This window comes from Legionella sp. PATHC035, from assembly GCF_026191115.1.
GTDB lineage: Bacteria > Pseudomonadota > Gammaproteobacteria > Legionellales > Legionellaceae > Legionella.
The window spans coordinates 477,547-489,523 of record NZ_JAPHOT010000001.1 but is presented as its reverse complement, the minus strand read 5'-3'; the positions used below and the strand labels follow the sequence as shown (position 1 = coordinate 489,523).

Genomic DNA, 11,977 nt, shown 5'->3' with positions numbered 1-11,977 from the left:
CAATGAATAAGAGCGAATTAGTTGATGCTATAGCAAGTGGTTCGGGTTTAACAAAAGCTGACGCCAGCAGAGTTCTCGAGACTTTTACTAGTACTATTACTGATGCATTAAGAAGCGGCGATCAAGTAGTAATACCCGGTTTCGGATCTTTTTCTACAGGCAATCGTTCAGCACGTACTGGTAGAAACCCACAAACTGGCAAAATTATTCAGATTAAAGCGTCACGAGTAGCCAAGTTTAAAGCGGGTAAAAACCTGAAAGAAGCGGTGCAAGAAGCATAAGTTTTCAGGGTGCTTAGCTCAGCTGGGAGAGCATCGCCCTTACAAGGCGAGGGTCGTAGGTTCGATCCCTACAGCACCCACCAAGAAATGGAGTGGTAGTTCAGTTGGTCAGAATACCGGCCTGTCACGCCGGGGGTCGCGGGTTCGAGCCCCGTCCACTCCGCCAGATTAACGCGCCGAAAGGCGCGTTTTTTTTATCTGGAAAGAAAGATTTGCTTTAGAACTCTTTGTTTCTTCTAATATTTGCTTTTATCTTAGAAAAGCAGTTAAAGATATGAAGTAGCGTATACATTGCAATTAATTTTCTAGTCATTTCAGAATGAAAATTTTTGTTGAATAGGTGAGTTTTTTGTTTTTATGTTGTTTTTTTCAGCCTGGGCTCTAATCGGTTCTCGCTAAATTGAATAAAGCTTTAATTAAACAATTATGGATCTCGGGACATGTTACAAAAGTTAAATGAACGTATACAGGGTGTTGTAGCTTGGCTAGTAGTTATCTTGATCGGTATTACGTTTACTCTGTTTGGTGTGGATTATTATCTGCAATCGCGTCAAACGACCAATTCTAAAGTAACCGTCAATGGTCAGGCTTTAACTCTACAATCATTTGAAAATAATTATAGACGCGCCCGTTCCATGCAGGATGTCGAGCAAATGACTGCCGCTGATGAGAAAAAATTGCAAAATCAAGTGCTCGATCAAATGATTACTAACGAAGTTTTGGTGCAAGCCGCACGTAAAAATGGCTTCGATGTGAGCTTAAACCAAGCTAATGCAGCAATTTTGAGCATCCCTCAATTCCAAGAAGACGGCCATTTTTCAGCTCAAAAATATCAACAAGCATTAAACGCAGCATTATTCACTCAATCAAGTTTTCAAAATGAAGTCAAACAAGGCATGTTATTAAATCAGCAACGATTTGCTTTCATGGGCAGTTCCTTTGCTTTACCTGATGAAATTGATCGCTTTGTGAGCTTGTACATGCAAAGCAGAGACTATGACTATTTAACTATTCCGGCTTCTAGTTATGAAAAGGATGCTCACGTTTCCTCAGAAGAGGTTACGAATTATTATAAGAAGCATAAAAAAGAATTCATGACTCCAGAAAAAGTGAGTTTGGATTATGTTACTCTATCGATGCATGACATTAAGGATAAAATTAAACTGACTGATGACGATGCAAAACGTTATTATGAAGAAAATCAAAGCAGTTATTTGATTCCTGCTCGCTGGCAAGTTGCCCATATCTTATTTGCTGTCCCAGAGGATGCGAGTCAATCTGATTCCGAGAAAATTCAGAAAAAAGCAAATGATGCTTATCAGTTATTACAAAAAAATCCCGAACAATTTGAACATCTCGTTTCAACCATGTCAGATGATAAACTATCCTTAGCTGATAAAGGTATTCTTCCCTGGATTACTGCGAGCGGACAAAATAATTACAATCAAATTTTATCTAATTTAACTAAGCCAGGACAGATTTCACCTCCTGAAAAAACAAAGCATGGATTTGAAATTTTTAAACTGATTGCTTATAAACCCGTTTCAACAAAACCTTTTTCTGAAGTAGAAACATCTATAAAAGAGCAGCTTATTGCTGAAGCTGCTCAAACTAAATATACCCAAGCTTTGGAGCAATTATCGGATTTAAGTTATCAGTCCCCCGATTCACTCCAACCCGTAGCAGATGCATTAAATCTCAAAATTGAAAAAACTCAACCTTTCTCAAGATCTGGTGGGGTAGATACTATTGCAAAAAACAAACAAGTCATTAACACTGCATTTAGTCATGATGTTCTTGATTTAGGAAACAATAGTGAGCCAATACAAATTGATAATGATTCTGTCGTAGTAATAAGGGTTGACCAACATTGGGCGGAAAAAGAACAGCCTTTAGAAGCCGTTCAGGATCAAATCAGCAAAATATTAATTAAAAAAATTGCTGAATCAAAGGCAAAGGAAACGGGTGTGAGTTTATTAAACCCAGTCGATGATAAGAAACAACAAGAACTCATTCGTAGCAACAACCTTTCTTGGAAGTCCGTAGTTAAATCTAGTCGTGATAATGATAAGGTTGATACCGATATAAATGATATGGCATTTAATTTATTACGACCAGAAAGCCGTAATGGTCTCGTTCTGCCAAATGGTGATTATGTCGTAGTACGATTGAAACAGATTCATGATGGCAAATTAAGTACGTTAGATAGGGAGCAACAAGATAGCTTAGTTCAACAAATTGAAGCAAGCTACGGCATGATGGATTATGACTTGTATGTAAAAAGTTTAATTAATCGAGCACAAATTGTAAGGCACTAGGTTTATAGACAAACGTGTTAGCTTGAGCTTCATGTTATTTGATTTTTTATATTGAAATTAATGTCTTAGGATCAGGATAGAGCGTTTGCCTATAAACCCAATCAATAGGAGTAAATGCTATGCCTGATTTAAGTACGAAATTTACAGATCACAAATTAAAGATATTATATGGACATTTATTAAATCATTATCAGAACTGTAAAGCACGAAAGTTAGATATCAATACGATGTACGCCGAGATGTATTACGCGGTACAATTTGCGATTGAATCAGACCTAAGCACAAGCCCGTTACATCTTCTTGAGTATTCTGAAAAAGCTAAAGCATACCATGCATTCAACACAATCTTTCGTGCCTTGCCTTTAGGAATTACTCTTCCTCAGTTTAATCCGTCAATGCCTCCGTATAATCCGAAGATTGAATATAAAATTACCACTTATAACAATTACAATTCTAACGATTCTGCGCTTTTAAACTATCTACTGATTCGATCCATAATACATGATTCTCATCATCATCATGGAGGGAGTTCTTGTTTCGGCTCTTCAAATCATCATGGCAATAGTTCCGCTTCAAACGACGATATGGCTAAATTGATCATCGCCTTGCTGGTTATCGCTTTAGCTGCAATCGCTGCTGTTTTGGCTTTTATTGCTTTGACTTATATGTTTTATGAGTTTGCAGACAGTATCGATCGCTTTTGGTATGGTGAAGGATGGCTTAAGGGCGCATTAATGTTCGCTTCTTCTATTGCCTTTGGTGCCGGTTCAGCGTTGTTAACTCTTAATTTTGGCGCTGCACCATTGATTGCGCTCGCGATAGCTGCTGGTTTCAATCCAGTGGGTTTAGTCATTACGGGCACAGTACTTCTTAGCATCATCGGTGCGGGTATTGGTTGTTTTGCAATGAGTCTTCTCTATGATTCTGGCAATAAATCAGTGAACAAAGAGGCTATGGATCCCAACGATCCAGATCGATTTAGATTAACGGCTTCAGAGGAAGAATATTTACGTGATAAAAAACACTTGGATCCTATAGCAGTAAAATGCGCTATGATCGCACTACGTGCTGAAATGGAAAATGTAGTCGGTAAAGAAAAGGCTATACCTTCTTTTTTCAGTCGTGATAATGAAACGCAGCAGTTGCTTACTCAATTAAGAAAATTACGTAAAGGCGAGCTGAGTGAAGTGGACATTGGCGGGCTACATTTTGATTGTCGTCTTCCTGAGGTGTCTTATGTTCCAACTTTCTATCAACCAGCCCAGCAAAATTCTTATTCCTATCAAGCGGATACACTTCCATATACCCCATCCGCTCCTCCTGCTTATAATTCGCAATACATATAATAGAGTTAGGAGTTTTTGACTGAGTAAAGATAATTTTACTCAGTCAAATCTTAATGTGGTATTTTCTATAATTTATTCTTCGATGTAAAAGGAAGCATCCGCTTTAATACCTCATCTTTGCGCATGAAGTGATGGTAAAGGGCTGCTAGAAAATGAAGTCCGACAAGAGCGAGAATTATAAAAGCAAGTGTTTCATGGGTTGAGAACATCACATTACCCAGTTGCTCGTTCGCTGGAATGAGGCAGGGTATAGTGAACCAGCCAAAGAAGTTTATCGGTTTACCATCAGAGCACGTTAAAAGGTAGCCTACGATGGGAATGAGTATTATCAGAATAAAAAGAGTATGGTGAACTATTTTAGAAAGTACATGCTGCCAACGAGGTTGATTTTCTGGTGGTAGGGGTTTGATATTGAGAAAATGCCAAATAATAAATAATATTCCGAGTACTAAAATAGTTAGCCCTATTGATTTATGCAGCATTATATAGCGGGGCATCAGGGGCGAGTTGTCACTAAGAGACCAAACCAAATAAAATTGAGTAGCGATAAGAATAACGATTAACCAATGCAGCAGCTTTGTGATACTGCCAAAACCTTTCAGTGTATTCCTTAGCATGTAATGCTCCATTAACGTAAGATAGTGTTACTATACCAACGGCCTAAATAATTTCAATAGCAAGCGCTTTAGTCTAGTTTAGAGGTTGTCATACACCCGGACTTAAGGATGCATCCAAGTCTTCTGGATCTCAAAATGTGAATAGGGAAACGATGAGTTTATAATCGTAACTGATTTTTAAAAGAAGTTTATAAAAGACAAATTAAAGGGAAATATAAGCTACTTAGTGAGTGATTAATTATCCAGTTTTACTTGGCGGAGAGACAGGGATTCGAACCCTGGGAAGGTTGCCCTTCAACGGTTTTCAAGACCGCCGCATTCGACCGCTCTGCCATCTCTCCAGGCGAGAATACTATCCTAACGACTTTGGATTTGCAATTATTTTTTTAAAATTATTAGAGATTATAGAGTACTTTTTTTATAAGGCTGCGTTTAGTGCGATCACGCTGCAAAAAAAGCGTAAGAATGTTCGCAAATTATATAGTCCTAGGTATAATGTTCCAAAATTTTGTGACTGTTGTGGATGCAACAGATATATATTTATAAATAGGTTAGGTGTAGTTTATGAAACGAATTCAAATGTTGTTCCTAATAGGTCTTATTGTATCTTTATCTGCATGCAAGACATGGTGGGGAAAAGATGATGAAGATACTAATCCCTACAAAGGGATGACAGCAGATCAACTTTATACGGAAGCCCAGAAGGACTTACGTAAGAAGGAATATGCGACAGCAATAAAACATCTTGAAGCAATCGAAACAATGTATCCATTTAGTGATTATACAGAGCACTCACAAATGGAACTGATTTATGCTTATTATAAAAATGAAGATTATCCTTCAGCTGCAGCTACTGCAGAGCGCTTTATTCATCTTTACCCACGTGCCAAAAATGTAGATTATGCTTATTACATGCGTGGCATGGCTAATTTTCAACAAACTCGTGGGGTTTTTGCAAAATTCCTGCCTCTGGATGAGTCATGGAGAGACCCTGGAACACAAACCCAAGCTTATTCGGATTTTGGTGTTTTGATTCAAAAATTCCCTGACAGTAAATACAAAGCAAATGCGTTGCAGCGTATGATCTATTTACGAAATATGTTTGCACAACATGAGTTAAATGTTGCAACATTTTATTTTAAACGTAAGATGTATGTCGCAGCAATAAATAGAGCAAGCTACGCCGTTAAAAACTATCCTCAAGCGCCGAGCGCAAAACAAGCTTTAGTGGTTATGTATCATGCGAATATGGCTTTAGGCTTCAAAAAGGCAGCGGATGAGGCGTTTACTGTGTACAAGGCAACTTATCACACAACTAAAATGGACAGAATTGTTTAATCTCTAAATCAGAGGGTTGAACGCTTTGTAGCCCGGATAATTACGTTATCCGGGCTTTTTTTTGCTGGCTCGATATAATGCTGTAAAGGTTTAGACTTTTTTTAATTGATTGCTATTGAAATAACCGAAGCTTAAAGTATCTTAATAAGAGTCGATTCAAAAGGGAGCGTTATCAAATGCTCCCTTATAGACACTCCTATGCGATCACTTCTAATTCAGGTTCTTTTTCTTTTGCTGCGAGCGCAGCTAAAAGATCATGAGTCAGTTCACGTAGCTCACCGGATAATAAAGCAAGCGCTGCATCGCGTTGTTGATAGTCTTCATCAAGTTGTTTCACTTCATTAAAATCATCGAGAAGAAAATCAAGGCACTTAAGCTTTTTAAAGCTAAAGTCATGCGTTAGAGTCAATTGAATTCGTTCTTTCCAAATTAACGAAACTTCAGCAGTGCCCATTCCTTGCGATAATAATGTTAAGACTTCTTCTGCTGGTAGCTCATAACCCTTGCAATGCACCCGTTTTTTCTCATCATCCAGAGAAAATAGGATGCAATCAGACGCTAATTGAAAATGATTAGGAAGGGTGCTAGGGGAGTGAATCCACTCCGCAAAACGCACGGCAAGATTCTCTGTGTGGGTAATGGGTTCAATCGAGATACCTGCTACTGATTTACGTAAAAGAGAGGTAAGTTGTGCGGCCTGGTTATTACTTGAAGCATTAACTATTATTCTTTTGCTGACACTGTCAAGGATAGCAAACATTTTTTTCTGAATGCAAAAGGACTTAGGCAATAACTCAAATTCGATGTCTTCAGCCATTTGTGCTTTTTCAGCGCGTTTTACTGGACGGCCTTGTTGCGTTTCGAGCACTTGTACTTTCTCTGCCAACATTTTATTGATCACTCCACGTGGGAGCAATCGTTCTTCCTTGCCCATGCAAATCAGAGAACTTCCAGCAACTTCTTGAACCATCTCATCTGCAAAAGCCGGAAGCCATCCGTACACAAATCGAGCGTGAGGGGGGCAAGGTTTTAGAATGTTTTCAGCCAAGGACGCTGCTAAATCACTCGCGTCGTCCAATTCATATTGATAAATTAGTGCATTGTTAAACCACATAAAAAACTCCTGAGATTACATAATATAATAGGTACCGATGGCCATTGTTCTGTTGTAGGGCAGTTTATAAAAGTCGATATTTAAATTGGCTGAATAATTGCGTATTAAAAAAGCAAATAGTTTTTCTTGCCAATAGAAGGTTAATGATTTTTTTGATTTTGATGCAGTAATATTGGGAATTTCCACCATATAAGTAGCGCGATCAACATTGAGCTTAAATGGGAAGAGATTCTTGTTAGAAGCTCGTTCTAGGGCCCTGGGTATTGAAATCGTTTCCATAAATCCATAATGCAAGGTGAGATTGAAGATCTTCTCATGCAAGCATGTAATCTCATAACGTTGGCTGTAATGAACATAAGGGATGTTGTCCACAATATAATTAACAATCAGGACACGTTCTGGAACTGCACGGCTCAACTTGAGAAAGTGAAGGAAGCTGCCTCCGCTTTTATCATAAACATCAGTAATAAAAATGGCGGTCAAATCGGTAAGCTGATTCAAACTTTTGTATTCCAATTGCCGAATAATCTTGGAAATATCATCTTTGTTCATGTAATAATTTTCGCGCAAATATTCCAAGCCAAATTTCCAGGTGTACATAATGGTTGCTATCAGTAGAGCAAAGGTGACCGGGACCCAGCCTCCGGTCAAAAACTTATGTAAATTTGATCCGAGAAATGCAAAGTCTATGGTGAGAAATAATCCAAATATCAGTGTCACTTTAAATTTTGACCATTTCCAAATCGATATTGCAGCATAAGCAACCATTGCATCAATCAACAGCATGTATGCATTTACGGCGATTCCATAGGCATGAGCTAAATTATCTGATGTTTTAAAGGCAACACAAAAAGTGATTGTCCCAATAAATAGAATAAAATTAATTTGAGGGACATAAATTTGTCCAGAGAACTCCTTGGATGTTTGTACTATGGGGATACGAGGACATAGACCCAGCAAAACGGCCTGTTTTGTTAAAGAAAATGTAGCTGAAATAACAGCTTGCGAAGCAATTACCGTTGCAATAGTCGCAAGAATGATTAATGGAATATAAAACCATTGGGGTGCAATCATATAAAAAGGATTGCCAATCGCTTGCGGGTGTAAGAGTAAGTTGGCTCCTTGGCCAAAGTAATTTAAAATCAAGCAGGGAAGAACAACGGCAAACCAACTGGCACGAATGGGATTTTTTCCAAAATGCCCGATATCGGCATAAAGTGCTTCTCCGCCTGTAACTACTAGAAAAATTCCTCCGAGCAATAGATATCCTTTAAATCCTGTATCGTGTATCAATACAAAAGCATGGTAAGGATTGATTGCCGTCAACACTATTGGGGCTTTTACTATTTGTATTATTCCAAGCACCGCAATGGTTATAAACCAGAGCAGTATAAATGGACCAAATAGATTTCCTATACTTCCTGTTCCTCTTGCTTGCAACATGAAAAGAAAGATCAGAATTACTCCGGCTATGGGCAAAATATAGGGTGTAAATGAGTCTGAGAGAGTACTGAGACCTTCAACGGCACTGACTACAGATATGGCAGGGGTCAGCATGCCATCTCCTAAAAGTAATCCCGCACCAAAAATTGCAACAATGTAAAATAAGGGGACATATCGAGTGCTTTTATGCTTCATTAGTGCCAAAAGAGCGAGAATTCCTCCTTCTCCATCATTATCTGCTCGAAAAATCATAATTAAGTATTTGAATGAAATAATAATAATCAAACACCAGAAAATAAGTGAAAGTACTCCCATAATATTGGATTGAGTAATAGGGAGATTATCCAGGGTGACTTTTAAGGCATATAATGGGCTGGTACCTATGTCACCAAACACAACTCCTAAAGCTCCTAGAGTGAGTCCATAAGAGAATTTTTGCGTATTTTCCATATCGATTACCAAAATGTGTTAATTGTTAGAACGTAGGTCTTAAAAAGGGGGATAAAACGTTTCTTTATAGTCTGTGGCATCACTGTCTCTAATTCTTATTTTTAGTTAAGTTGAGCGGGTACTGCTTTTTAAGCTTTATAGGAGGCTGTTTACAATTTTATTACCCCCACATTTCCCGGCACAGCGAGGGATCTCCACGATGTAGCACGATATTACGATAAGAGATCCCTCGCGGCGCTCGGGATGGCGTAGAAGCAGGCTACGATGCTCTAATATGACGCCATTTAGACTCAATCTAGCGAATTATATACAGACCCTAAAATTTATGAACTATTGCAGGTCTATCGTTCTTTGTGTAGATTAGCCGATTTTTGTTCTTTGGGAAATAGAAAAATGAATGCAAAAGTTATTTTGCTTAAGGCAAAACAAAATACAGTGTTACGCGGTCATCCATGGATATTCCCCAAGGCCATTGCTAAAACTCAGGGAAAATTAGTCACAGGACATTTAGTTGATATTTACAATGCAGATGAAGAGCTTATTGGTGTCGGTGTTTATAACGAGCATTCTCTCTATAGAGTCAGAGTATTAGCCCTTGCAAATGAATCCATAGATAAATGCAATTTACATTCCTTGATTGCACATCGTCTCATGCAGGCAAAACAAGTTAGAGAATGTTTAAATCTGCCTAATGAAGAAACGACTGCTTATCGTTTGTTTAATAGTGAAGCAGATGGTCTTTCCGGATTAACGATTGATCGTTTTAATCAGATTTGTGTTGTTGCGAGCTCTGCCTATTGGGTTGAACTCAATCGAGAAGTAATCATTAACGCGTTACACAATTTATTTCCTACAGATCAGATTGTTTGGATGCCACAAAGTAAGCCATTAGGACAAGACGGATGGAAACAAATTACTGAGCAAGAGAAGCATTATGATACAAAAGTTCTTGAGGCTGGGGTTGTTTATGAGGTTGAGTTTGCTCAAGCTCAAAAAACAGGCTTGTTTCTTGATCAAAGAGAGAATCATCAGCGTATTGCTCCATTATCAAAAGGTAAGAACGTATTAGATCTTTACTGTTACAGTGGCGGTTTTGCTTTACATGCTGCTCGCTCTGGGGCCTCAAAAGTCACCGCGGTGGATAGTTCTGCTCAGGCAATCGCGCAAGCGAAGAAAAATGCTGCGTTAAATGGTGTGACTCAGATTGAGTTTATTGAGGCAGATGCGCGTGATTATTTAACAAAAGCAGGAGATTATGATCTTGTTATTCTGGACCCTCCTAAATTGGTTCCATCAAAACAACATGTGGAACGAGCTAAAAATTATTATCGATTTTTGCACCGTGAAGTATTTAAATACATGAAAGCGGGTTCATTGTTAATGACATGTAATTGTTCTTCGGCACTTTCATCCCAGGAATTTTGTTCTTTGGTCAGTGCCCAAGCTGGAGCGGTTGGCAAACAAGCTCGTATTTTAGGTGTTTATGGTCCAGCAAGTTGTCATCCGACTTTAAGTTCATTTCCAGAAGGAAATTATTTGACTGCGATCTTGTTGGCCGTAGTTTGATCGAATGTGTAGTGTGGGTGTAGGCTTAGTCCTAACCCGTGAATTATGTCGTCATCCCTCTCTATGCTCGGGATGACGAGATAGGCTACTCAGACTAAGTATGAACACTGCGGTCTCTGTCACGCAAACACTGCAATACATCATAAAAACTTAATTCACAGGCTTTTAATAAAACAAATAAATGAAAAATTAAGTCAGCGCATTCATTAACCAATTCTTCACGATTATTATTTACAGCCGCAATCACCGTCTCTACTGCTTCTTCACCGACTTTTTGGGCGCATCGAGAAAGTCCGGAATCCAATAGTTGTGCGGTATAGCTGTTTTCATTGTTGGAGTCTGCACGCTCATTGATCAGTTCAATTAACTCATCGATAAATCCTAAATTGGTGTTATGCGTAGGTTGAAAACAACTCGTATAACCTAAATGACAGGCAGGTCCTTTAGGTAACACCTGAATTAAGAGGCTGTCACTGTCACAATCTACACTGATATGTTGTATGGACATCGTATTACCGGAACTTTCTCCCTTGCGCCATAAGCGTTTTCGACTTCGGCTGTACAGATTTAATTGGCCGGTGGTCAGTGTAGCGATTAAAGCCTCTTGGTTCATATAACCTAACATTAGAACACTACCGTTTTCTGCATTTTGTATAATCGCTGGTAATAAACCATTCATTTTTTTCCAATCTAGAGAATTAATTTCCATGTGAATCATAATCGTACCTCAATATTTTGTTTTATTAGTGCTGATTTTATTTCGTTTATTGTCAAAATTTTGTCATGAAAAATGCTGGCAGCTAACGCCCCATCAACTCGAGACTGGAGAAATACTTGCGTAAAATCACCAAGCGCCCCGGCACCTCCTGATGCAATTAATGGTACCTGACACAAGCGGCGCATCATTTTTAATTGATATAAATCATAGCCCTTGCGTATCCCATCGGATTGCATACAATTTAATACAATTTCTCCTGCTCCTCGATCTTGTACTTCCTTAATCCATTCTTTGGTTTTTCGTTTGGAGTTAACGGTTTTTTTTTCATCACCTGTATATTGATAGACATAATAATCATCATCTATCCATTGACTATCAATCCCTATGACAACGCATTGACTTCCAAAATTTCGACTTAATTCATTGATTAAGTCAGGCTTTTCTAATGCTGGGCTATTAATGGATATTTTATCGGCCCCAGAATTTAATACTGATTTTGCCTGATTAAGAGAGCGAATTCCACCAGCCACGGTAAATGGAATATTAATTATTCCAGCTACTTGGTTCACCCAATCGGGACAAACGGAACGTTGCTCGGCGCTTGCAGTAATATCATAAAATACAAGCTCATCTGCACCAGCTGCAGAATACTCTGCTGCAAGCTCAAGGATATTTCCAACAATGCGATGATCGCGAAATTTAATACCTTTGACTACTTGATTATCACGGACATCAAGGCATGGAATAATTCGTTTGGTTAACATAACTCTTTCTCACATTTATAAC

The 11,977-nt window shown here is 38.5% G+C and carries 10 protein-coding genes and 3 tRNA genes; 7 read left to right on the top strand and 6 right to left on the bottom strand.

Features of this window, described 5'->3' with window-relative positions:
* Positions 1-2 precede the first annotated feature (2 nt).
* The 5 genes from OQJ13_RS02230 (at position 3) to OQJ13_RS02210 (ending at position 3,945) form a co-directional block, all read left to right on the top strand.
* Positions 3-281: an HU family DNA-binding protein gene (locus OQJ13_RS02230; protein WP_010653977.1), complete on the top strand. Its 279-nt coding sequence runs from the start codon at positions 3-5 to the stop codon at positions 279-281.
* 7 nt (positions 282-288) lie between these two features.
* Positions 289-364 (top strand) — tRNA-Val (locus tag OQJ13_RS02225).
* 6 nt (positions 365-370) lie between these two features.
* A tRNA-Asp gene (locus tag OQJ13_RS02220) sits at positions 371-447 on the top strand.
* Positions 448-721: 274 nt separating this feature from the next.
* Positions 722-2,599 carry a SurA N-terminal domain-containing protein gene (locus tag OQJ13_RS02215; protein ID WP_265708885.1) on the top strand — a complete coding sequence of 626 codons (1,878 nt, stop codon included), beginning with the start codon at positions 722-724 and terminating at the stop codon, positions 2,597-2,599.
* Positions 2,600-2,718: 119 nt separating this feature from the next.
* Positions 2,719-3,945, top strand: a complete 1,227-nt coding sequence (locus tag OQJ13_RS02210; protein WP_265708884.1) for a hypothetical protein — start codon at positions 2,719-2,721, stop codon at positions 3,943-3,945.
* Between the two features lie 65 nt (positions 3,946-4,010).
* Here the strand turns inward: OQJ13_RS02210 and OQJ13_RS02205 are convergent, their stop codons facing one another.
* Both OQJ13_RS02205 and OQJ13_RS02200 read right to left on the bottom strand, forming a co-directional pair.
* Positions 4,011-4,562: a cytochrome b gene (locus OQJ13_RS02205; RefSeq protein ID WP_265708883.1), complete on the bottom strand. Its 552-nt coding sequence runs from the start codon at positions 4,560-4,562 to the stop codon at positions 4,011-4,013.
* Positions 4,563-4,815: 253 nt separating this feature from the next.
* Positions 4,816-4,903, bottom strand: a tRNA-Ser gene (locus tag OQJ13_RS02200).
* A 223-nt stretch (positions 4,904-5,126) separates the two neighbouring features.
* On the opposite strand from OQJ13_RS02200, the gene OQJ13_RS02195 reads away from it, so the two are divergent.
* A complete protein-coding gene (locus tag OQJ13_RS02195) occupies positions 5,127-5,900 on the top strand; it encodes an outer membrane protein assembly factor BamD (RefSeq protein ID WP_265708880.1) in 774 nt (257 codons plus the stop codon).
* Between the two features lie 196 nt (positions 5,901-6,096).
* Here the strand turns inward: OQJ13_RS02195 and OQJ13_RS02190 are convergent, their stop codons facing one another.
* Together OQJ13_RS02190 and OQJ13_RS02185 are read right to left on the bottom strand one after the other, a co-directional pair.
* Positions 6,097-7,014, bottom strand: coding sequence for a recombination-associated protein RdgC (locus OQJ13_RS02190; RefSeq protein WP_265708879.1), 918 nt, complete (start codon positions 7,012-7,014; stop codon positions 6,097-6,099).
* Positions 7,015-7,029: 15 nt separating this feature from the next.
* Positions 7,030-8,907, bottom strand: a complete 1,878-nt coding sequence (locus OQJ13_RS02185) for a potassium transporter Kup (RefSeq protein WP_265708878.1) — start codon at positions 8,905-8,907, stop codon at positions 7,030-7,032.
* Positions 8,908-9,300: 393 nt separating this feature from the next.
* On the opposite strand from OQJ13_RS02185, the gene OQJ13_RS02180 reads away from it, so the two are divergent.
* On the top strand, positions 9,301-10,473 hold the full coding sequence (locus OQJ13_RS02180; RefSeq protein WP_265708876.1) for a class I SAM-dependent rRNA methyltransferase: 1,173 nt from the start codon (positions 9,301-9,303) through the stop codon (positions 10,471-10,473).
* A 94-nt stretch (positions 10,474-10,567) separates the two neighbouring features.
* On the opposite strand, the gene hisIE is transcribed toward OQJ13_RS02180, so the two are convergent.
* Together hisIE and hisF are read right to left on the bottom strand one after the other, a co-directional pair.
* Positions 10,568-11,191 (bottom strand): bifunctional phosphoribosyl-AMP cyclohydrolase/phosphoribosyl-ATP diphosphatase HisIE, encoded by a 624-nt coding sequence (hisIE, locus tag OQJ13_RS02175; protein ID WP_265708874.1) that lies wholly within the window; start codon positions 11,189-11,191, stop codon positions 10,568-10,570.
* Complete coding sequence (gene hisF, locus OQJ13_RS02170) at positions 11,188-11,955, bottom strand: imidazole glycerol phosphate synthase subunit HisF (protein ID WP_265708872.1); 768 nt, start codon at positions 11,953-11,955, stop codon at positions 11,188-11,190. Before hisF ends, hisIE begins: the two co-directional genes overlap by 4 nt.
* Between the last annotated feature and the right edge of the window lie 22 nt (positions 11,956-11,977).